At 62.9% G+C, this 19,316-nt stretch carries 22 protein-coding genes; 4 read left to right on the top strand and 18 right to left on the bottom strand.

The features are described from left to right. Window positions 1-86 precede the first annotated feature (86 nt). The 3 genes from CIT31_RS20400 to tesB all read right to left on the bottom strand — a co-directional run bounded on the left by CIT31_RS20400 (window position 87) and on the right by tesB (window position 2,979). Window positions 87-1,514 (bottom strand): ammonium transporter, encoded by a 1,428-nt coding sequence (locus tag CIT31_RS20400; RefSeq protein WP_065007235.1) that lies wholly within the window; start codon window positions 1,512-1,514, stop codon window positions 87-89. Window positions 1,515-1,545: 31 nt separating this feature from the next. Continuing rightward, window positions 1,546-1,884 (bottom strand): P-II family nitrogen regulator, encoded by a 339-nt coding sequence (locus CIT31_RS20395; protein WP_023800571.1) that lies wholly within the window; start codon window positions 1,882-1,884, stop codon window positions 1,546-1,548. 219 nt (window positions 1,885-2,103) lie between these two features. Then, entirely contained in the window at window positions 2,104-2,979 is an 876-nt protein-coding gene (tesB, locus tag CIT31_RS20390) for an acyl-CoA thioesterase II (protein ID WP_029349314.1), read from the bottom strand. Between the two features lie 95 nt (window positions 2,980-3,074). Between tesB and CIT31_RS20385 the strand changes: the two genes are divergently transcribed. Further along, on the top strand, window positions 3,075-4,337 hold the full coding sequence (locus CIT31_RS20385; RefSeq protein ID WP_095520185.1) for a ubiquinone biosynthesis hydroxylase: 1,263 nt from the start codon (window positions 3,075-3,077) through the stop codon (window positions 4,335-4,337). 43 nt (window positions 4,338-4,380) lie between these two features. Here the strand turns inward: CIT31_RS20385 and CIT31_RS20380 are convergent, their stop codons facing one another. Genes CIT31_RS20380 through CIT31_RS35265 form a run of 3 tightly spaced genes read right to left on the bottom strand, consistent with a single transcriptional unit; the run spans window position 4,381 to window position 5,776 of the window. Further along, the gene (locus CIT31_RS20380; RefSeq protein ID WP_245316406.1) at window positions 4,381-4,998 is read right to left on the bottom strand and encodes a hypothetical protein; all 618 of its coding nucleotides are present in this window, start codon (window positions 4,996-4,998) and stop codon (window positions 4,381-4,383) included. A gap of 13 nt (window positions 4,999-5,011) precedes the next feature. Further along, on the bottom strand, window positions 5,012-5,368 hold the full coding sequence (locus CIT31_RS20375) for a YciI family protein (protein ID WP_095520092.1): 357 nt from the start codon (window positions 5,366-5,368) through the stop codon (window positions 5,012-5,014). Between the two features lie 3 nt (window positions 5,369-5,371). Beyond that, complete coding sequence (locus tag CIT31_RS35265) at window positions 5,372-5,776, bottom strand: hypothetical protein (protein WP_245316405.1); 405 nt, start codon at window positions 5,774-5,776, stop codon at window positions 5,372-5,374. Here CIT31_RS35265 and CIT31_RS20365 point away from each other — a divergent pair. Continuing rightward, window positions 5,775-6,200, top strand: coding sequence for an OsmC family protein (locus CIT31_RS20365; protein WP_065007239.1), 426 nt, complete (start codon window positions 5,775-5,777; stop codon window positions 6,198-6,200). The genes CIT31_RS35265 and CIT31_RS20365 overlap by 2 nt on opposite strands. Window positions 6,201-6,245: 45 nt before the next feature. Here CIT31_RS20365 and CIT31_RS20360 read toward each other — a convergent pair whose 3' ends face one another. The 6 genes from CIT31_RS20360 to CIT31_RS20335 all read right to left on the bottom strand — a co-directional run bounded on the left by CIT31_RS20360 (window position 6,246) and on the right by CIT31_RS20335 (window position 11,220). Continuing rightward, window positions 6,246-6,887: a YceH family protein gene (locus CIT31_RS20360; protein WP_095520091.1), complete on the bottom strand. Its 642-nt coding sequence runs from the start codon at window positions 6,885-6,887 to the stop codon at window positions 6,246-6,248. 49 nt (window positions 6,888-6,936) lie between these two features. Next, window positions 6,937-7,716, bottom strand: a complete 780-nt coding sequence (locus tag CIT31_RS20355; protein ID WP_095520090.1) for a succinate dehydrogenase iron-sulfur subunit — start codon at window positions 7,714-7,716, stop codon at window positions 6,937-6,939. Window positions 7,717-7,780: 64 nt separating this feature from the next. Beyond that, window positions 7,781-9,619, bottom strand: a complete 1,839-nt coding sequence (gene sdhA, locus CIT31_RS20350) for a succinate dehydrogenase flavoprotein subunit (RefSeq protein WP_095520089.1) — start codon at window positions 9,617-9,619, stop codon at window positions 7,781-7,783. A 5-nt stretch (window positions 9,620-9,624) separates the two neighbouring features. Continuing rightward, window positions 9,625-9,999: a succinate dehydrogenase, hydrophobic membrane anchor protein gene (gene sdhD / locus CIT31_RS20345; RefSeq protein WP_425350627.1), complete on the bottom strand. Its 375-nt coding sequence runs from the start codon at window positions 9,997-9,999 to the stop codon at window positions 9,625-9,627. A 23-nt stretch (window positions 10,000-10,022) separates the two neighbouring features. After that, window positions 10,023-10,442, bottom strand: a complete 420-nt coding sequence (sdhC, locus tag CIT31_RS20340; protein ID WP_065007244.1) for a succinate dehydrogenase, cytochrome b556 subunit — start codon at window positions 10,440-10,442, stop codon at window positions 10,023-10,025. Window positions 10,443-10,908: 466 nt separating this feature from the next. After that, a complete protein-coding gene (locus CIT31_RS20335; RefSeq protein WP_342586942.1) occupies window positions 10,909-11,220 on the bottom strand; it encodes a hypothetical protein in 312 nt (103 codons plus the stop codon). 259 nt (window positions 11,221-11,479) lie between these two features. Between CIT31_RS20335 and CIT31_RS20330 the strand changes: the two genes are divergently transcribed. Further along, a complete protein-coding gene (locus CIT31_RS20330) occupies window positions 11,480-11,830 on the top strand; it encodes a hypothetical protein (RefSeq protein ID WP_095520183.1) in 351 nt (116 codons plus the stop codon). On the opposite strand, the gene CIT31_RS20325 is transcribed toward CIT31_RS20330, so the two are convergent. Beyond that, window positions 11,814-13,037, bottom strand: coding sequence for a GGDEF domain-containing protein (locus CIT31_RS20325; protein WP_095520087.1), 1,224 nt, complete (start codon window positions 13,035-13,037; stop codon window positions 11,814-11,816). The two genes, CIT31_RS20330 and CIT31_RS20325, sit on opposite strands and share 17 nt — an antisense overlap. 52 nt (window positions 13,038-13,089) lie before the next feature. Then, on the bottom strand, window positions 13,090-14,310 hold the full coding sequence (locus tag CIT31_RS20320) for a GGDEF domain-containing protein (protein ID WP_095520086.1): 1,221 nt from the start codon (window positions 14,308-14,310) through the stop codon (window positions 13,090-13,092). Window positions 14,311-14,474: 164 nt separating this feature from the next. Here CIT31_RS20320 and CIT31_RS20315 point away from each other — a divergent pair, with 164 nt between their 5' ends. Further along, window positions 14,475-14,786: a hypothetical protein gene (locus CIT31_RS20315; RefSeq protein WP_029349343.1), complete on the top strand. Its 312-nt coding sequence runs from the start codon at window positions 14,475-14,477 to the stop codon at window positions 14,784-14,786. 68 nt (window positions 14,787-14,854) lie between these two features. Here the strand turns inward: CIT31_RS20315 and leuC are convergent, their stop codons facing one another. The 4 genes from leuC to CIT31_RS20285 all read right to left on the bottom strand — a co-directional run bounded on the left by leuC (window position 14,855) and on the right by CIT31_RS20285 (window position 19,122). After that, complete coding sequence (gene leuC, locus CIT31_RS20310) at window positions 14,855-16,264, bottom strand: 3-isopropylmalate dehydratase large subunit (RefSeq protein ID WP_029349344.1); 1,410 nt, start codon at window positions 16,262-16,264, stop codon at window positions 14,855-14,857. A 295-nt stretch (window positions 16,265-16,559) separates the two neighbouring features. Further along, window positions 16,560-17,195 carry a class I SAM-dependent DNA methyltransferase gene (locus tag CIT31_RS20300; protein ID WP_095520085.1) on the bottom strand — a complete coding sequence of 212 codons (636 nt, stop codon included), beginning with the start codon at window positions 17,193-17,195 and terminating at the stop codon, window positions 16,560-16,562. 44 nt (window positions 17,196-17,239) lie between these two features. After that, window positions 17,240-18,055 (bottom strand): amino acid ABC transporter permease, encoded by an 816-nt coding sequence (locus CIT31_RS20295; RefSeq protein WP_065007251.1) that lies wholly within the window; start codon window positions 18,053-18,055, stop codon window positions 17,240-17,242. Between the two features lie 269 nt (window positions 18,056-18,324). Next, window positions 18,325-19,122, bottom strand: a complete 798-nt coding sequence (locus tag CIT31_RS20285) for a transporter substrate-binding domain-containing protein (protein WP_095520084.1) — start codon at window positions 19,120-19,122, stop codon at window positions 18,325-18,327. Window positions 19,123-19,316 lie beyond the last annotated feature (194 nt).

Raw genomic sequence — 19,316 nt, 5'->3', positions numbered from 1 at the left:
GCGTGAGCCCTTGTAGGAGCGTCACGACGGGATGGGAGGATGCAGGGCGGCCGAGGCCGCCCAGACAAGACTTACGGGTGCAAGGCTTACGGGTGATAGGCCGCTTCGCCATGCGCGGTGAGGTCGAGCCCTTCACGCTCTGCATCGGCTGTCGGACGCAAGCCTACGATCATATCGACGATCTTGTAGAGGATGGCGCTGCCGATGCCCGACCACAGGACGGTTACCAGGACACCCTTGAACTGCGACCACAGCTGGGTCGCCGTGCCGGCATAGCCGGCGGCGAAGTCGGCTGTCGAATAATCGACGATGCCAGCGCCGCCGAGGGCGGGGTTGACCAGGATGCCGGTGCCGAGCGCGCCGATGATGCCGCCGACGCAGTGGATGCCGAAGACATCGAGGCTGTCGTCGTAGCCGAACTTGTTCTTCACGACCGAGACGAAGAAGTAGCAGACGCAGGTGGCGACGATGCCGAGCACGATGGCGCCCATCGGTCCGGCAAAGCCTGCAGCGGGTGTGACGGCGACAAGGCCGGTAACCGCGCCCGAAACCGCGCCAAGCATCGACGCTTTGCCGCGCAGCAGCGTTTCGAGCACGATCCAGGTCACTGCCGCCGCCGCCGTGGCGACGAAGGTGTTGACCATGGCCAGCACCGCGTAGGCGTTGGCTTCGAGGTTCGAACCGGCGTTGAAGCCGAACCAGCCGACCCACAGTAGCGAAGCGCCGACCATGGTCAGCGTCATCGAGTGCGGCGCCATGATGTCCTTGTTGTAGCCGATGCGCTTGCCGATCATCAGCGCGCCGACAAGGCCGGCGATGCCCGCATTGATGTGAACGACCGTGCCGCCGGCGAAGTCGATGGCGCCGAAGCCGAAGATGAGCCCCGACGGGTCGCTATAAGCGCTCGGGCCGCCCCAGAACCAGACCATATGCGCGATCGGAAAGTAGACGAATGTGACCCACAGGATGGTGAAAAGGATCACGGCCGAAAACTTGACGCGTTCGGCGAAGGCGCCGACGATCAGGGCGGGCGTGATGCAGGCGAAGCTCATCTGGAAGATGACGAACACCAGTTCAGGAATGGCGACGCCCTTGGTGAAGGTTTCCGACACCGTCGTCACGTCGACACCGGCAAGAAACATCTTGGAAAGGCCGCCGACGAAGGCATTGCCGGGGGTGAAGGCAAGGCTGTAGCCGTAGAAAACCCAGACGATCATGACCACGCTGGTGATGGTGAAGACCTGCATCAGCACCGACAGCATATTTTTGGCGCGAACCAGACCGCCGTAGAAAAGGGCAAGCCCGGGAATGGTCATCAACAGCACCAGGATGGTGGAAATCATCATCCAGGTCGTGTCGCCCTTGTCGACGGTGAAGGCCGGCGCCGCTGGCGCTGCCGGTGCGGCCGGAGCCGCTTCCTGCGCGAATGCGGCGACCGTGCCCAGTGCTGCGATAGCGAGCGAGCCCAGCAGCGCGGTGCGCGCCGCCGACTTCAAGGTAGAAGGAATATTCATTGAACTCTCCATTGGAATACGTGTCCGCAGCTCAAAGCGCGTCGGTGTCTGTTTCGCCGGTGCGAATGCGCACCGCCTGGTCGATGCCGAAAACGAAGATCTTGCCGTCGCCGATCTGACCGGTCTTGGCCGCCGCGGTGATGGCTTCGACGGCCTTGTCGACCATGTCCAGGCCGACCGCGACTTCGATCTTGATCTTCGGCAGGAAGCTGACCGCGTATTCCGCCCCGCGATAGATTTCCGTGTGTCCCTTCTGACGCCCGTAGCCTTTGACTTCGGTGACGGTCAGGCCCTGGATGCCGACTGCGGTGAGCGCTTCGCGCACCTCGTCGAGCTTGAACGGCTTGATGATTGCCATCACGATTTTCATAAGGTTTCACCCTTTGCTGTTGCGGTCCCCCGCGTTTGTACGACGTCGCCGATCCCCATGAGAGCCGGAGAGTGCCCGCTAGGATTCAAGCTCCGTGCCAGTTGCCGAAGCAGGGTGTTAACCTGTTGTTAAATAAGGGATTGGGGAAGGTTTGTCGGCTGACTGTGCATAGTCGCGACAACGCAGTTGATTAAAAAATAGGCAATTTTGCAAAAATGCCTATTCGGCGGGCGGCCGCTTCAGCCTGATCAGGCCCTCCTGGGCAACCGAGGCGATCAACGTGCCGTCGCGGGCAAACAGCGACCCACGAGTGAACCCCCGCGACCCTTGCGTCGACGGGCTGTCCTGCGTGTAGAGCATCCAGTCGTCGAGCGGATGGCTGCGGTGGAACCACATGGCGTGGTCGAGGCTCGCCGCCTGGATGTCGCTATCGAAAATGGCGCGGCCATGCGCAAAGGTCGAGGTATCGAGCAGCGTCATGTCGGAGAGATAGGCAAGCACTGCAGCCTGTGTGGCGCGATCGGCCGGAACCGGGCCGGTCGTGCGGATCCAGATGTTCTGCTTCGGCTCCAGCTTTTCCCGGCTGGTGTAATGCTCAAGCATCACCGGTTTCATCTCGATCGGCCGGTCACGCTCCCAGTAGCGCCTGATGCCGTCGGGCACGGCCTCGCCGAACTTGCCAATCAGTTCGCGCTGCGACAGCAATGTGTCGGGCGCCGGCACGTCCTGCGGCATCGGCACCTGATGCTCGAGCCCGGCCTCATCCTGCTGGAACGAGGCTTCCAGCGAAAAGATCGCCTGGCCGTGCTGGACAGCCACGACACGGCGCGTGGTGAAGGAGCCGCCGTCGCGGATGCGGTCGACCTGGTAGATGATCGGCACCTTGGTGTCGCCGGGCCGCATGAAATAGCCGTGCAGCGAATGTACGTGGCGTTCGGGCTCCACCGTTCGCTGGGCGGCGACCAGCGCCTGGGCGATGGTCTGGCCGCCGAATACGCGCTGCCAGTCAAGTTTGGGGCTGCGACCACGGTACAGGTTGTGTTCCAGCTGCTCGAGGTCGAGAATGCCGAGAAGCTCGTCCATGGCCGCCGTCATGTTTCGCGCCCTCGCCGCAAAGTGTTATGGCGGTTTCCGACAGGAATGGCGGGCAGTCAAGGCCGGAAGGGAATTTGGCCGGAAAGGAATTTGCCATGGTGGATCGCAAGGAGGATGCAAAAAACCGAACCGCGCTCGACATTCTGGTCGCCGGCGCCGGCTATGTCGGGCTTGCCGCCGCCGTATCGCTGAAACAGGCGCGACCGAGCCTGGAGGTCGCTGTCGTCGACGCCGCGCCCGCCGGCGTCTGGCAAAAGGACGGCCGCGCCTCGGCCATCGCCGCTGCCGCTTGCCGCATGCTCGACCAGCTCGGCGTCTGGGCCGAAATCGCGCCCGAAGCGCAGGCGATCACCGAAATGATCGTCACCGATTCGCGCGCTTCCGATCCGGTGCGCCCGGTGTTTCTCACCTTCGATGGCGAGGTCGCGCCCGGCGAAGCCTTTGCGCATATGGTCGCCAACCGGGATTTGAACGGCGCCTTGCGCCGGCGCGCTGAAAAACTAGGCATCGACATCATCGAAGGCGTCGCCGTCAGTGCCTTCGACGTGAACGGCGCCGGCATCACCGTGCATCTTGTCGACGGCGCAACGCTGAAGGCGCGGCTGCTGGTCGCCGCCGACGGCGTGAACTCGAAGCTGCGCGACATGGCCGGCATCAGGACGGTGAAATGGCAGTACGGCCAGTCCGGCATCGTCTGCACCGTGGCGCATGAACGGCCGCACAATGGCCGCGCCGAAGAGCATTTTCTGCCAGCCGGCCCCTTTGCCACGCTGCCGCTCAAGCCGGACAAGGACGGGACCAACCGCTCGTCGATCGTCTGGGTCGAGCGGTCGGAAGATGCCGAAAAACTGGTCGACGGCGACGACCTCGTCTTCGAGCACGAGCTCGAACAGCGGTTTGGCCTGAAGCTCGGCGAAATCCGCGTCGCCGACAAGCCGCGCGCCTGGCCGCTCGGCCTGACGCTTGCCCGCGCCTTCGTCGCGCCGCGCATTGCGCTCGCCGGCGACGCCGCCCACGGCATCCACCCGATCGCCGGCCAGGGCCTCAATCTCGGCTTCAAGGATGTGGCAGCACTGGCTGAAGTGGTGGTCGAGGCCGACCGGCTCGGCCAGGATATCGGTGCGCTCGACGTGCTCGAACGCTATCAGCAGTGGCGGCGCTTCGACACGCTGCAGATGGGCATCACCACCGATGTCCTGAACCGGCTGTTTTCCAACGACATCAGCCCGTTGCGCGCCGTCCGCGACATCGGCCTAGGCCTGGTCGAACGCATGCCGCGGCTGAAGGATTTCTTCATCCGCCAGGCGTCCGGTCTGTCCGGCGACACGCCGAAGCTGCTCAAGGGTGAGGCGATCTGAGCCCGGAAGGGCAGCAAACCAATATTGAGCCAGGCAATTTCGTTCAATTGACCTCGAAGCCCAGCTTCTGCCGCAGCCGCAGTATCCGCTGGTCGGATATCTTCAGGGGTTGCTCGCCAGCCTGCGCCGCGCGGTTCACCATCTGCAGCAAATCGTTTCGCTCAGTCACATCCAGACGTTCGCGCAGGAACGGCGCCAGCTTGTCGATGACAACAGTGGCATCGTCGATCTGTGACGCCGCCCATTCGGCGTAGACCACGGCCTCATCGGTCTTCTTGTCGTCCGCAATCTCTGAGAGCATCGACCGAATCGCGGCTTCGCGCTGCGGCAGGACAGGGCCGTTCTCGGAAACGATGGCGGTGATCAGCGTCGCGGCCGCCACGACCGGATCGTCGATCGCCGTCAGCGGTGAGAGCGCCGCCTGCTTGCGCAGTCTCTTGCGGCGAATGTTCCCTTGCACACGGCCGACGACGTCCGCGACCTCGCGCGCCGCATCGTTCATGGCCTTCATCCGATACCACCAGAACGCCGCCGCTCCCAACAGCCCAATTGCAGCAATCAGTATATGCATGCCCGTGATCCCCAAACCGCAGCGACGATAGGAGAAGTGCTGCCTCGCTTCAACACGCAAAAGTTGCGCCCGCAGAAGAAACTGACGCAAAACAGAATAATCTCTAGGACCCCGGCACATTGTAGATCGCCCTGACCTCGATCGTGCCGATTTCGGCCAGAGGGATGCCGCCGGCAATCTCCATCGCCTCGTCGATATCCCCGGCCTCGATCATGACGAAGCCGAGCAATTGCTCCTTGGTCTCGGCGAAAGGGCCGTCGGTGACCAGCCGCCTGCCCTTGCGCCGGCGCACGCATTTCGCGGTATTCACCGATTGCAGCGCCTGCGCGATGATCAGCCGGCCGCTATGCTCCACCGATTTGTCATAAGCCAGCGAGTCGGCGTCGAGCTTGGCCAACCTCTCCGGGCTCATTGCATAAAGGTCCTTTTCCTCACCGTAGACCAGGCAAACATATTTCATCTCTCATCTTCCTTGTTGGGACGAACCGTTGGCAACCGAGGTCCCAGCCGGGCTTTTGACCGCCGCATGATCGACAAGGGAAACCGCAATCCCGATGATGGCGACCGCCGCAAGCAGTCGACCGAAACCGGAAGGTGACCGATGCAACCAGTCGGCTTCTTGTTCAGCCGCCTTTCGGCCGGTGTCTCTCCAGTGGGCAGAAAACAAATCATTCATGTGATCCTCCATCCGGCCACGAAACCCGTGGCCGCCCGCAGGACGGCCGAGGCAGATGGAAGTCGACATTTTTGCACGCGGATTTTTTGCGTCGCCATTGGCGCGAAAGCACGGGTGGCCTTCGTGCCCGCACGCGCTATAGTCGATCAGACGCCGATCACGGCTCAGCCACCGCATCAAGGAGGAATTCATGGACCGCACCGCAAACGCCGTCTGGAAAGGCAATCTGAAAGAGGGCAAGGGCACGCTCGACACGCAGAGCGGGACTCTGAAAGGCACGCCTTACTCGTTCAAGATGCGCTTCGAGGACGAGAGCGGCAAATCCGGCACCAATCCGGAGGAACTGATCGCAGCGGCGCATGCCGGTTGCTTTGCCATGCAGCTTTCGCATGTCCTGGCCGAGAACGGCACCCCCGCCACCGAACTCGACGCCAAGGCCGTGGTGACGCTGATTCCGGGCACCGGCATCACCGGCAGCGCGCTCACGCTGGTCGGCAAAGTGCCAGGCATCGATGCCGCGAAATTCCAGGAGCTGGCTGAACAGGCCAAGGCCGGGTGTCCGGTCTCGAAGGCGCTCGGCGCGATAAAAGTGTCACTCGACGCCAAGCTCGGCTGAGCGGCCGAACCTCGCGAACCGGCAGCGCAATGGACCGGCGGGGCGCTACTGTCCCTCGCCGGTCAGCGCGTTGATGCGTGCGCGCAGCTGTCCGACCTCTTCCTCGAGAGCTTGCACGCGTGCTTCGAGATCCGAGGCCGGCGAAGGTGATTGCAGGGGCGTTCCAGCCACCACCGGCGTCTGCACCGGCCCGCTCAAGAGATGCACATAGCGGTCCTCACGCTGGCCGGGTCCACGATCGATCTGCTGCACGAGCGGCGGCTTGCGGCCGATCAACAGGTCGAGATTGCTGCGAAGCTCGTCGATGGAGGGCAAACGCGCCATACGCTCGCCCCGCGCCAGCAATCCATAGGCGGTCTGCGGACCGCGCAGCAACAGCAGCCCAAGCAGCGCAATCTGCGCTGAGGTCAGCGAAAAGCGCTGCGCGACGACATGCTCGTAGCGCTCGACGCGCGAAGCAAAGACCTGCCTGACCAAGCCCTTGTGCTCAAGCTGGCCAAGCGCTCGTCTTACCTCGACAAGCTCGACCGACATCACCGGCTCGCGCGCCGTCTTCTGGTTGGCGGCGGCAAGTGCCGCATTGAGCGTCAGCGGGTAGATATCGGGCGTCAGTTCCTTCTTTTCGATCAGGCAACCGAGCACGCGCGCTTCGACGGGAGAAAGGATGGGCAGTTCGGTGTCGGTCATAGGTCGGCTATCCTTTTTAGGCTGGATCGCGACATGCGCCGCCGAAGCTCTACACCCTTCTCTCCACCATCATCTTCTTGATCTCGGCGATCGCCTTGGCCGGATTGAGCCCCTTGGGGCAGGTCTGGGCGCAGTTCATGATGGTGTGGCAGCGATAGAGCCGGAACGGGTCTTCGAGGTTGTCGAGCCGTTCGCCCGTGGCCTCGTCCCGGGAATCGATCAGCCAGCGATAGGCCTGAAGCAGCGTCGCCGGCCCAAGATAGCGGTCGCCGTTCCACCAATAGCTCGGGCAAGAGGTCGAGCAGCAGGCGCATAATATGCATTCATAAAGCCCGTCGAGCTTTTCGCGGTCCTCATGGCTCTGCAGCCATTCGTTGGCCGGCTCGGGCGACACCGTCTTCAGCCATGGCTCGATCGAGGCGTGCTGGGCGTAGAAATTGGTGAGATCGGGCACCAGATCCTTGACCACCGGCATATGCGGCAGCGGATAGACCTTGATCGCGCCGGAAATGTCATCGCAGCCCTTGGTGCAGGCGAGCGTGTTCGAGCCGTCGATATTCATGGCGCAGGAGCCGCAGATGCCCTCGCGGCAGGAGCGGCGCAGCGTCAGCGTCGGGTCGATCTTGTTCTTGATGTAGAGCAGCGCATCAAGCACCATCGGCCCGCAATCGTCCATGTCAACGAAATAGGTATCCATGCGCGGGTTCTCGTCATCGTCCGGCGACCAGCGGTAGATGCGGTACTCGCGCAGATTGGTCGCGCCCTCCGGTTTCGGCCAGGTTTTCCCGGCCTTGATCTTCGAGTTTTTCGGAAGCGTGAGTTCGACCATTACCTCAGGTCCTTTCGGATGACGAGCTTCAGCCCGGACCAAGTCCCGTTCACGGCGGCCATCGTCAATACACTCTCGCCTTGGGAGCGATCTTGGCCAGGTTGATGCCGCCGTCTGCTTCGCTAAGCAGCGGCTCGGTGTGCACCGGCCGGTAGCTGAGCGACACCTCGCCGTCTTCGCTGAGCCGGGCCAGCGTATGCTTGCGCCAGGCCAGATCATCACGAGCCGAAAAATCTTCCCGCGCATGCGCGCCGCGGCTCTCCTTGCGCGCCTCGGCGCCGTAGACGGTGGTGATGGCGTTGGCCATCAGATTTTCCAGCTCAAGCGTCTCGACCAGGTCGGAGTTCCAGATCATCGAGCGGTCGAACACTTTTACGTCCTTGAGCTCGGCCCAGATCTGCGAAATGCGCTTGCAGCCGCTTTCCAGCGATTCCTGCGTGCGGAACACCGCCGCATCGTCCTGCATCGCCTTCTGCATCTTTTCACGCAAAACAGCCGTCGGCGTCGAGCCGTTGGCGTGACGCAGCCGGTCGAAGCGGTCCATAATCTTCTCGACCGCGGCTTCGTTGGGCGACGGGATCGCGGCGTTGCGGTCGATCACCTGGCCTGCCCGGATCGCCGCAGCGCGGCCGAACACCACCAGATCGATCAGCGAGTTGGAGCCCAGCCGGTTGGCGCCATGCACCGAGGCGCAGCCAGCCTCGCCGACCGCCATCAGCCCTGGCGACACCTGGTCCGGGTTCAAGGCGGTGGGGTTGAGCACCTCGCCCCAGTAATTGGTCGGCACGCCGCCCATATTGTAGTGGACCGTCGGCAGCACCGGGATCGGCTCCTTGGTCAGGTCGACGCCGGCAAAGATTTTTGCCGATTCCGAAATCCCCGGAAGTCTCTCGTGCAAAACGGCCGGATCGAGGTGGTCGAGGTGGAGAAAAATATGGTCCTTGTTCTTGCCGACCCCGCGTCCCTCGCGAATCTCCAGCGTCATGCAGCGCGAGACCACGTCGCGCGAGGCAAGGTCCTTGGCCGACGGCGCGTAGCGCTCCATGAAGCGCTCGCCTTCGGAGTTGACGAGATAGCCGCCCTCGCCGCGCGCGCCCTCGGTGATCAGGCAGCCGGCGCCGTAGATGCCGGTCGGGTGGAACTGCACGAACTCCATGTCCTGCAGCGGCAGCCCGGCCCGCGCTGCCATGCCGCCGCCGTCGCCGGTGCAGGTGTGCGCCGAGGTCGCCGAGAAATAGGCGCGGCCATAACCGCCTGTCGCCAGCACCACCATTTTTGCCGAGAAGCGGTGGATGCTGCCGTCGTCGAGGTTCCAGGCGACGACGCCGGTGCAGGTGCCGTCCGGCTCCATGATCAGGTCGAGCGCGAAATACTCGATGAAGAACTGGGCGTTGTTCTTCAGCGACTGGCCGTAGAGCGTATGCAGGATGGCGTGGCCGGTGCGGTCGGCCGCCGCACAGGTGCGCTGCACCGGCGGGCCGTCGCCGAAATTCATCATGTGGCCGCCGAACGGCCGCTGGTAGATCTTGCCTTCTTCAGTGCGCGAGAACGGCACGCCGTAATGCTCAAGCTCGTAGACGGCGGCAGGTGCTTCGCGCACCAGATATTCCATGGCGTCGACATCGCCGAGCCAGTCCGACCCCTTGACGGTGTCGTACATGTGCCACTGCCAGGAATCGGGGCCCATATTGGACAGCGAGGCGGCGATGCCGCCTTGAGCGGCGACCGTATGCGACCGCGTCGGGAAAACCTTGGTGATGCAGGCGGTGCGCAGTCCCTGTTCGGCCATGCCGAGCGTGGCGCGCAGGCCGGCGCCGCCGGCGCCGACGACCACCACGTCGAACTTGTGGTCGACGTAGCTATAGGCGGACGCCGTGTTGGCGTTTTTCGCGTCCTTGGCCAAAATTTTCAGCCTCCAAATGCCAGTTTGAGCAGGGCGAAGATCGAGGCGACGCCGACCACCACGGGAAAGAATGTGTTGAGTGCGAGCAGCGCCAGCCTCATGCCCTCGCCATGTACATAGTCCTCGATGATCGCCTGCATGCCGAGGCGCATATGGTAGAGCCCGGACAAGAGCACCAGGGCCAGGATCAGCGCCACGAACGGGTTGGCAAGTGCGGCGCGCACTTCCGCGTAGCCGGCGCCGTTCAACGCGATCAGGAAGCCCACGAAGAACAGGATCAGCGGGATGTTGGCGATCGCCGTCAGGCGCTGGCGCCAGAAATGCTCCGTGCCCTCGCGGGCGGAGCCGAGGCCGCGGACCTTCGCCAGCGGCGTGCGCATGTCGGTGTTGCGGTGGCTCACGATCAGGCTCCCCGTGCCATGTAGCCGGCGATCCAGATCAGCAGCGTCAGCACGATCGAGCCGGCCAGCGTCGCCCAGGCGATCCTGGAGGCCGTGTCCTTTTCAAGACCGGCCCCGGTATCCCAGATCAGATGGCGCACGCCGCCCAGCATGTGGTGCATCAGCGCCCAGGTATAGAAGAACAGCACCAGCCGTCCCAGCCACGAGCCGAAGGCCCAGTTGACGGCATCGAAGGTGGATTGCGAGCTCGCCGCCGCCATCAGCCACAGCGCGACCAGTAGCGTGCCGAAATAAAGCGCCCCACCGGTGATGCGATGGATGATCGACATCGTCATCGTGATCGGCGGTCGATAGACGGTCAGATGCGGCGAAAGCGGCCGTTCACGTCTGGCAAATTCGCGGGTGGCTGGTGATTTGCTCATGGCTCCCCCAGTTCGGCGTCTCTGGAGCCCCAGGGGAAATGCGGCGTTACCGCTTCCGGTTGCGACTTCGGACAGCCGGTTTCTAATGCGCTTTTTGCACCGCGTCAAAGCCGGAAAATCGTTTCGAAAACGTAATTTAGTCTGACAAATGGGCGGTGTTTCGCTTCAATCGATTAGGGCGCGAGCCAAAGCCGGCGCAATGTTCGCTGCAGTGCGGCATATCTGCCCGATGTGTTGAGATTCACGTCAGGCCGCGCCGAAAATGGTGGATGCCGAGAACCGGAGCGGAGCGTACATTTCGGTACGTGAGCCCGCGCATGATTCCCGAAATCGAATTCGTTTCGGAAAGGTTATGCGCAAAATTAAAGTTCTACAGCGTCCTTTGCGCGCCTAAGAGGCAGCGCTGTAGGGAAGCGCAGGGATCCACCATTGCAGGCCGGCATCACCTGGTTATCGACACACCCGGTCAGCGGGTGCAGGTCAGCGGCGTCTTCCCGCCCTTCATCACCAGCGCGTCGCGCCCGTCGATCACGATTGCGTCATGCGCCGCGCCGAAGCGGCTGCTTTGATTGGCGGGCGAGGCCGGCAGGTCCTCGCTGGCGCCGTCCGGGCCAAGCACGCGCACCGAAGTGCCGAGGTTTTCGATGGTGATCCTTGTGCCATCAGCGCAAGTGTAAGTGGCGGTGCGCGGCTGTGGTGAATCGGTCGCGGTGGCCGGCGCATTGGTCTGCGAGACGCAGGCAACGGTGATCAGCAATGGAACATGGACAAGCGTCACCCGAAACGTCCGGCTTAACGCCATATGCTGCTGCCTCTCTACGCGTCAATCCAGCCGCGATGCGTGGCCAAGATCACCCGCGCCGGCCGCGATGGTGCGGGCAAGCATGGCCGAAAGATGGCCGCAGGCTTCCAAGGCGCCGGATATTAACCATGTTTGCCGAGATCTGGCTGCCAGCAGGCCTGGCCTCTTAACAAAGGTTAATAAAAGGTTAATTTATGATTCGAGGAAGACTCGCCTCTGACAAATGGGGGACGCCATGCATTCGAATTCAGGCAGATCGCGCCTTACGGCGATCATCCTGGTGGCGGTGGCCATCGGCCTCGCAGCACCGGCACTCGCCGGGACGCGCGACCGGGTCTACGCCGATTCTTTTGGCAATCTCGTCATCGAAAGCGCCGCCGGCTACAAGCGCATCCTCGTTGGCGAGGGCAGCCTAGCCAAGGAACTGTCGGACTACACCGGCGCCGGCCAGCCCAAAATCTATGAAAACGACGCGGATGACGTCAGCAGCCGCGACTGCTACAGGCCGCCGGTTTTCGTGAAGGGCCGCAGTTATATGTATGGGCTTTCCGACGGCGAGATGCCGGAACTCAGCCCCTGCCGCTGATCTTCGGCCCGGCGTTGGCAACAGCCGTCTGCCGGGCGGCGATTGATCCTATCGAGATGCGCACGCAATCGCGTCCGCTGCCCTTCGCCTGATAGAGCGCTTCGTCGGCGCCCCGCAGCAGGTCGGAAAACCCTTCGGCCGGGTGAAGTTCGGCAACGCCGAAGCTGGCGGTGCAACGATGGTCCGCCGGCAGACAGTCGATCGGCAAGGCCCCGAAAGCGCTGCGCGTCCCTTCGGCGAAGAGCCGCGCGGCGGCGAGGTTGGTCCCCGGCAGGATGATGGCGAATTCCTCACCACCAATGCGACCGGCGACGTGATGATCGGCGGCCGCATCACGCAGGAAGCCGGCAAAGGCTTCGATGACCCGGTCGCCGGACGCGTGGCCGAAACTGTCGTTGATGCTCTTGAAATGATCGAGGTCGGCGATGACCAGGGCGACCGGAATACCCTTGCGCACGGCGTCACGCATCGCCAGCTCGGCATGACGTTCGAAGCCGCCGCGGTTGAGCAACCTCGATAGCGTGTCCGTCTCCGACTTCGACGTCGCCTCGGCGAGCACGTCGCGGACCAGGATGACCAGAATGAGAAGCGCGATTGTCAGGCCGAACACCGTGCCGAGCGATTGCGACACCAGAGCGTAGTTGCTCTGCAGATAGGCCTGCGGATTGACACCCCAGCCGCCCATTGCATGGGCGATGAACGGCTTGCTCACGAATTGCAGGGCGCTGGCCGTCAGAACGGCCATCAACGCATGGTCGAGCCAGTCGCGTCTTTGCCTGGACGACCAGACGATGCCGACGCCGACGAACTGCATGGCCGCATAGGGAAGCTGGTAGGCCATCATGCGGGCAAGCGACTGGCGCGGCAGGTCCTGTACGAAATACACGGCCACGGTGGCGACAAAAAGGAAGACGAGCATCGGCGCCCAGCGCGGCGCCACGCCGTATTTATGGGCAAGCCCGCCATTGAAGGCGATGGTGGCGCCCAGGAAAACGGCGAAACCCGCGACAACTGCCGGTCGCGCATTGTCGAAGATCGGAATGCTGAACTCGATGGCGAAATAGGCCATCCCGAGCAGATAACCGAAGACCAGCCAGCGCGCCGGCGCGCGCGCCACATCGTTGAACGAGATGGTCATGAAGGCAGCCGCCAACAGGCCAGCGACGAGCAAGTTGATTGCAAGGATGAACTCTGCGCCGCCGCCCATGTGGTTTTTCGCACTCCCTGCGCCAGCAAATCATGAACGGGCGAAAAAGACGTTAACGTCGGCTTGGAGCGGGATGTTCAGCGGCTTTGAGCGGTTCCACAACGAGCACCGTTTCCGACCGTTCATGGGATAGCTGCACGCTGTCGCGGCCGTTCCTCTTGGCTTTGTAAAGCGCCTCGTCGGCGCAGCGCATCAGCGGCTCCAGCCCTTCCTCGCCGGTGCGGGCCGCCACGCCGAAGCTCGCCGTCACTCTTGTACCGTGCGGAAGCCCGTCGATGCTGCCCGCCGAATAGAGCGTGCGAATGGCTTCGGCAAACAGCCTTGCCGCGCCAAGGTCGCTCAGCGGCAAAAGCACGGCGAACTCCTCGCCACCGATGCGGCCGGCGACGCCGCTGGTGCCGGCAGCCGATAGAAGCTTGGCGGCGAAGTCGGCGATCACGCGATCGCCCGCGGCATGCCCGTGCAGATCGTTGAGCGCCTTGAAATGATCGAGGTCGGCGAGCACCAGCGCGACCGGCAGTTTGGCGGTGGCGCAGTGCTGCAGGAGCAGCGTGGCGCGCTCCTCGAAACCGCGGCGGTTGAGCAGGCCCGACAGCGGGTCGGTGTACGCCTCGGCCTTCAGCGCTTTCATCACGTCGAGTGCAGCCGCGCAAAACAGGCAAAGCGCGATGAGCAAAGACAGCAGCGCATGCGACAGCAGCGCCGTTGTCCAGTAGGACGAGGCATAGAACCCGTCATAGCTTTGGTAAGGTCCATGCGCGATGACGATTACGAGGGTGCGCACGAAGAAGTTCAACCCGGAAAGCAGCGACAGCACGAACAGGATCATTTCCGTCGGGCCCTTGTCGCGCACCACGCGCAGTTCGGCGGCGACAACCAGACTGAGGCCGCCGAAAGCGAAATTCATCACCAGGATTCGCCAGGTGAGATCCGGCTGGAAGAACATGAACCAGCAAAAAGCGGCCAGGCCGCCGCTCGCCAGGACGCCGATCGCGACAAAGGGCACGCGCCGTTCATAACGCGTCACGATCGCGCCAGCGAGACCACAGGCGGCGATGGTGAAGCAGAGGTTGGAGAGTAGCTTGGTCGGCGCCATGCCGATGGGCAGCGTGAAATACTGCAACAGGAAACCGGCCGCCGAAAGCCAGTAGCTGGCGGCGAGCACGGCCAGATAGGGACGGTGACGCTGATAGAACCACAGCACGAGAAACACCGTGCCGAGCGCAAGCGCGATCGTCGGGTTGAGCAACCCTATCAGCAGACCGGTGTCCAAGGGACCGTGACCCCCCACGCTTCCGTCAGGCAAGACCTTAGAGCGGAAGCCCGAACAAGCGGTTAAGCAAAGTCGACTATGCGCAAGGTCGCCGATGAAGCTGCTGTACGGAACTTGAAACCGCGGCCGGCGTTTTCCGGCAGCAGCCAAGAGGAGACGCTTTCATGGCCGATACGATCATGCTGACCGACCACGACGCAATTCGTTCATGGGCCGCGGCGCGCGCTGGGTTTCCGGCAATCGTCGACGTGTCGCCCGAAGCAGGGACCCAAGCCCTGCTGAGGCTGGTCTTCGGCCAACACGCCTATCAGGACCAGGATCAGGCCGAACGCCCGACCAACGCGGGCGGCTACGAACTGGTTGAATGGGACGAGTGGTTCAAGCTGTTCGACGAACGCCAACTGGCGCTGGTGGTCGCCGCAGAGCAACCCGGCCGGCGTGAGCAATTCCATGAACTCGTCAGGCGCCCGGCGTGAAAAGAGCCCGAACCGTATCGCGGTTCGGGCTCTGGTATGCACTCATATGCGGACAGTGGCAGCCTGAGTTATTTCCACTCGCGGATGTCGACGAAATGGCCGGCGATCGCCGCTGCCGCCGCCATGGCCGGCGACACCAGATGGGTGCGGCCCTTGAAGCCCTGACGGCCCTCGAAATTGCGGTTCGAGGTCGAGGCGCAGCGCTCATGCGGCTTCAGCCGATCGTCATTCATGGCAAGGCACATCGAGCAGCCCGGCTCACGCCAGTCGAAGCCGGCGGCGACAAAGATCTTGTCGAGACCCTCGGCCTCCGCCTGCTCCTTGACCAGACCGGAGCCCGGCACGATCATCGCATTGACCCGCGGATTGACCGTCTTGCCCTCGATCACCTTGGCGGCGGCGCGCAGATCCTCGATGCGGCCGTTGGTGCAGGAGCCGATGAAGACGCGGTCGAGCGCGATATCGGTGATCCTGGTGCCCGGCGTCAGGCCCATATAGTCGAGCGCGCGCTGCTTGGAGGTGCGCTTGTTCTCATCAGTGATATCGTCGGGGTTCGGCACGATGCCCTGGACCGAGACGACATCCTCGGGGGAGGAGCCCCAGGACACGATCGGCGGCAATTTCGCCGCGTCGAGCACGACCACCTTGTCGAAATGCGCGCCTTCGTCGGACTGCAGCGTCTTCCAGTAGGCGAGCGCGGCATCCCACGCCTCGCCCTTCGGCGCGCGCGGCTTGTCCTTGACATAGGCAAACGTCGTCTCGTCAGGCGCGATCAGACCGGCCCGGGCGCCGCCCTCGATCGACATATTGCAGATGGTCATGCGGCCTTCCATGGACAGCGCGCGGATCGCCTCGCCGGCATATTCGATGACATAGCCGGTGCCGCCGGCAGTGCCGATCTCGCCGATGATCGCCAATATGATGTCCTTGGCGGTGACGCCCTCCGGCAATACGCCGTCGACGCGCACCAGCATGTTCTTGGCCTTGCGCTGGATCAGCGTCTGCGTGGCCAGCACATGCTCGACTTCCGAGGTGCCGATGCCGTGCGCCAATGCGCCGAAAGCGCCATGCGTCGAGGTGTGGCTGTCGCCGCAGACGATGGTCATGCCGGGCAGCGTGAAGCCCTGCTCAGGACCGATGATATGGACGATGCCCTGGCGGATATCCTTCTCGGAATAATATTCGACGCCAAAGTCCTTGGCGTTCTTGGCCAGCGCCTCGACCTGGATGCGGCTTTCCTCATTCTTGATGCCGAACTTGCGCTCCGGCGAAGTCGACACATTGTGATCGACCACGGCCAGCGTCTTTTCCGGATGCCGGACCTTTCTGCCGGTCATGCGCAGGCCTTCGAAGGCTTGCGGGCTGGTCACTTCATGGACGAGATGACGGTCGATGTAGAGCAGGCAGGTGCCGTCGTCCTGGCGATCGACGACATGGTCGTCGAATATCTTGTCGTAGAGGGTGCGAGGTGCGCTCATGTGCGTAAATCCGTCGATATGAAAATGGGAAAGGACAAGCGCCGGCTAGCCGGCGAACACGGCCTAGCGAAGTCGGCTGGTCAGAGCGCCGGAAACGCGCGCCGAGAATCGCGACGGCAGGCGTTTTCTGTCCTGCAGCACGAAACCCTTGTAGGCCGGATCGCCAAAAAGCTGTTCCATGGCGTGGCTCATACCAATGTTTTGGGTTTTCGGCAATCGCGGCTGCCATCGCAGAACCTGGGTTCCTCGCCCCTGCTGCGCGGGGGCGAGGAACGCAAGTCCTGCAAACCGGTGCTCAAACTACCTCGAACACGAAGGTCTTCACCAGCGCCTCGGGCTCGGCAATCGCATAGCAGCGGAACCACGGGCTTTCCTCGATCGGCCGCCATTTTTCGTTGTGCTCCAGTTCGGCAAAGACATCACGAAAACCGCCGCTCTCGAACACCTGGTCGCGAACGGTGAAGATGGCGTGGCCACCCTTTTTCGTGATGCGCACCAGTTCATACAGGCCGGACGCCGGCGCGTGGCTGATGGTGAACACGCCGGTCGAGAAGAAGGCGCGGAAATAGCCGTCCGGCCAAGGCAGCGGACCGCCAAGCGTCGCCTGCTTCAGCTCGCTGTAGGCCTGGCGGCTGCCGGCGATTTTCAGCATGTCCTCCGACAGGTCGAGCCCGGCGATGTCCCGATAGCCGAGCGCCTTGAGCGACGGTCCCGACAGACCGGTGCCGCAGCCGGCGTCGAGCAGCGGCCCCTCGCCTGATGGCACATGGCGCGCCACCCAGGCGGCGATCAGGAACGGCAGGAGATAGCCGAGCGAGGCGGTTTCGCTGTCATAGGTCGCAGCCCATGCGGCATAGGCCTCCGCCAGCGCTTTCGGCGTATCTGCCGTATAGACGGAATCCAGTGCCGCGTTGGCTTTGTCGATGTTCATGGATCAATTCCTCTGCAAACCGACAGGTCAATCGCGCCCGCCGGCTATTGCTCATGCTGGCGGCGCAGCCGCTTCTCCAAACCCCGCAAGGCCAGCGACAGGCCGACCGTCAGGATAAGATAGATATAGGCGACGATCGAATAGGTTTCGAAGAAGCGGAACGAGCCGGCGGCGTAGATCTTGCCCATCTGGGTGATGTCGGCGACGCCGAGCACCGAGACCAGCGAGGAATCCTTGACCATGGCGACGAAATCATTGCCGAGCGGCGGCAGGATGGTGCGGATCGCCTGCGGAAAGACGATCAGACGGAAACGCTGCGTGCGGGTCAGCCCCAGCGCCTTCGCGGCCTCGATCTGGCCCTTCTCGACTGCCTGGATGCCGGCGCGGAAGACCTCCGAGATGAACGCGGAGTAGCCGATGGTCAGCGCCATGATGGCGCGCCACAGCAACGACACGTCGCGCACCAGCAGTTCTCCGAAGAGACCCGCATTTTGCAATGGCGCGGTCACTGCGTTCCACGCCGCTACGAAGGCTGGCGCCCCGGCGAAGGCGATCCAGAACAACAGCACCAGCATCGGTACGCCGCGGATGATCTCGACATAGAAGCGAGCGATCTGGCGCAGCCAGCGCGATCCCGACAGCCCCATCAACGCAATGCCGAGCCCGATTGCCGAGGCCAGCGCGAAGGCGACCATCGTGACGAAGACGGTGATGCCGATGCCCTTGGCGACGGTCGCGAAAACCTGGGCGTAGAGGTCGCTTGCGGCGATGAAGATAGCGGCTGCCACGGCGAGCGCCGCAGCCACGGCAAGCCACCACGGGAAGTCGGTTTTGGACGTGGACGATGCGGGCGTTGCCATTTAACCGATACCGGCAAAGCATGCTTTGCCGAAGCTAAGCGCCAAGCCACCCCCCTCTGGCCTGCCGGCCATCTCCCCCTCAAGGGGGGAGATCGGCAGCTTTGACCTTGCCGCCCATTCTGCAAGATTGGAAATTGGCGAAAGCCGGTGCGACATCCAATCTCCCCCCTTGAGGGGGAGATGTCCGGCAGGACAGAGGGGGGTGTACGAGCGCAGAGTCAGCGCGAGTTCCGGCGCACTACCGTCACGCAACGCGCGCGACAAAAGTTTTACTGTCCCATCTTGTAATCAAGAAACCATTTCTTGTTGAGCGCGTCGAGCGTGCCGTCGGCCTTCAGTGCGGCGATCGCTGCATTGACCGGCTTCACCAGATCCGAGCCCTTGGGGAAGATGAAGCCGAAATCCTCGGTGCCGAGCGGTCCGCCGATCAGCTTCAGCCCGCCGTTGGACGCCTCGACATAGCCCTTGCCGGCAGTGCCATCGGTCAGCACGACATCGACGTCGCCGGTCTTCAGCGCCTGCACCGTCGCGCCGAATGTTTCGAAAAGTTTGATGCGCGGGTTCTGCTCATTGCCGTCGAGCACGCTGTAGACGGCGGTGTAGAACGGCGTCGTGCCGGCCTGTGCGCCGATCAGCCCATCCTTGAAGGCGCCGAACGTCTTGGCGTCGGTGAAGCGCTTCTCATCGCCACGCACCAGCATAAACTGTTCCGAGCGCATGTAGGGGTCGGAGAAATCGACCTTCTGCTTGCGGTCGTCCTTGATGGTGATGCCGGTCATCCCGATGTTGTACTGATTGTCGGAAACCGCCTGGATCATCGCATCCCAAGAGGTATTCTGGTATTCGACCTCGAAATTCAGCCGCTTGGCAATCTCGTTCATTGCGTCATATTCCCAGCCGATCTGCTTGCCGGTCTTGGCATCGATGAACTGCAGCGGCGGATAGGCGTTTTCCGTCACAACCACCACCTTCTTGCCGCCGAGATCGGGCAGCGCCTGCGCCAGGGCGGCGACGGGCGCAAGAATCAAAGCCAACAGGCCGGCTAACAGCAGTTTCGATTTGGTCATGGTTCACCCCGAGAATTTGAACGGCCTCGACATTGTCGAGGCTTGCAGGAAATCCGGCGCCGACTTTAGCTTCCCGCAGGCACCTTGCAAGCCGGTCCGATGCGCCGTTCGACCCGAAAATGGATTCCGATGCTTTCAACGCCGGGATTACTAAACGATCCGTTTCGATTGCGCACTGATGCGGCCCGGCAAGA

The organism is Mesorhizobium wenxiniae (assembly GCF_002284535.1).
GTDB classification, from domain to species: domain Bacteria; phylum Pseudomonadota; class Alphaproteobacteria; order Rhizobiales; family Rhizobiaceae; genus Mesorhizobium; species Mesorhizobium wenxiniae.
The sequence above is the reverse complement of the archived record's forward strand: the minus strand, read 5'-3'. Positions and strand labels throughout refer to the sequence as shown.

Excerpts from the sequence above, each read along its gene's own strand:
- CIT31_RS20400 (WP_065007235.1), bottom strand. The coding sequence starts at position 1,514 with ATGAATATTCCTTCTACCTTGAAGTCGGCGGCGCGCACCGCGCTGCTG.
- CIT31_RS20395 (WP_023800571.1), bottom strand. The coding sequence starts at position 1,884 with ATGAAAATCGTGATGGCAATCATCAAGCCGTTCAAGCTCGACGAGGTG.
- tesB (WP_029349314.1), bottom strand. The coding sequence starts at position 2,979 with ATGACGGCGGCCATGGACGAGCTTCTCGGCATTCTCGACCTCGAGCAG.
- CIT31_RS20385 (WP_095520185.1), top strand. The coding sequence starts at position 3,075 with ATGGTGGATCGCAAGGAGGATGCAAAAAACCGAACCGCGCTCGACATT.
- CIT31_RS20375 (WP_095520092.1), bottom strand. The coding sequence starts at position 5,368 with ATGAAATATGTTTGCCTGGTCTACGGTGAGGAAAAGGACCTTTATGCA.
- CIT31_RS20365 (WP_065007239.1), top strand. The coding sequence starts at position 5,775 with ATGGACCGCACCGCAAACGCCGTCTGGAAAGGCAATCTGAAAGAGGGC.
- CIT31_RS35265 (WP_245316405.1), bottom strand. The coding sequence starts at position 5,776 with ATGAATTCCTCCTTGATGCGGTGGCTGAGCCGTGATCGGCGTCTGATC.
- CIT31_RS20360 (WP_095520091.1), bottom strand. The coding sequence starts at position 6,887 with ATGACCGACACCGAACTGCCCATCCTTTCTCCCGTCGAAGCGCGCGTG.
- CIT31_RS20355 (WP_095520090.1), bottom strand. The coding sequence starts at position 7,716 with ATGGTCGAACTCACGCTTCCGAAAAACTCGAAGATCAAGGCCGGGAAA.
- sdhD (WP_425350627.1), bottom strand. The coding sequence starts at position 9,999 with ATGCGCACGCCGCTGGCGAAGGTCCGCGGCCTCGGCTCCGCCCGCGAG.
- sdhC (WP_065007244.1), bottom strand. The coding sequence starts at position 10,442 with ATGAGCAAATCACCAGCCACCCGCGAATTTGCCAGACGTGAACGGCCG.
- CIT31_RS20330 (WP_095520183.1), top strand. The coding sequence starts at position 11,480 with ATGCATTCGAATTCAGGCAGATCGCGCCTTACGGCGATCATCCTGGTG.
- CIT31_RS20325 (WP_095520087.1), bottom strand. The coding sequence starts at position 13,037 with ATGGGCGGCGGCGCAGAGTTCATCCTTGCAATCAACTTGCTCGTCGCT.
- CIT31_RS20315 (WP_029349343.1), top strand. The coding sequence starts at position 14,475 with ATGGCCGATACGATCATGCTGACCGACCACGACGCAATTCGTTCATGG.
- leuC (WP_029349344.1), bottom strand. The coding sequence starts at position 16,264 with ATGAGCGCACCTCGCACCCTCTACGACAAGATATTCGACGACCATGTC.
- CIT31_RS20300 (WP_095520085.1), bottom strand. The coding sequence starts at position 17,195 with ATGAACATCGACAAAGCCAACGCGGCACTGGATTCCGTCTATACGGCA.
- CIT31_RS20295 (WP_065007251.1), bottom strand. The coding sequence starts at position 18,055 with ATGGCAACGCCCGCATCGTCCACGTCCAAAACCGACTTCCCGTGGTGG.
- CIT31_RS20285 (WP_095520084.1), bottom strand. The coding sequence starts at position 19,122 with ATGACCAAATCGAAACTGCTGTTAGCCGGCCTGTTGGCTTTGATTCTT.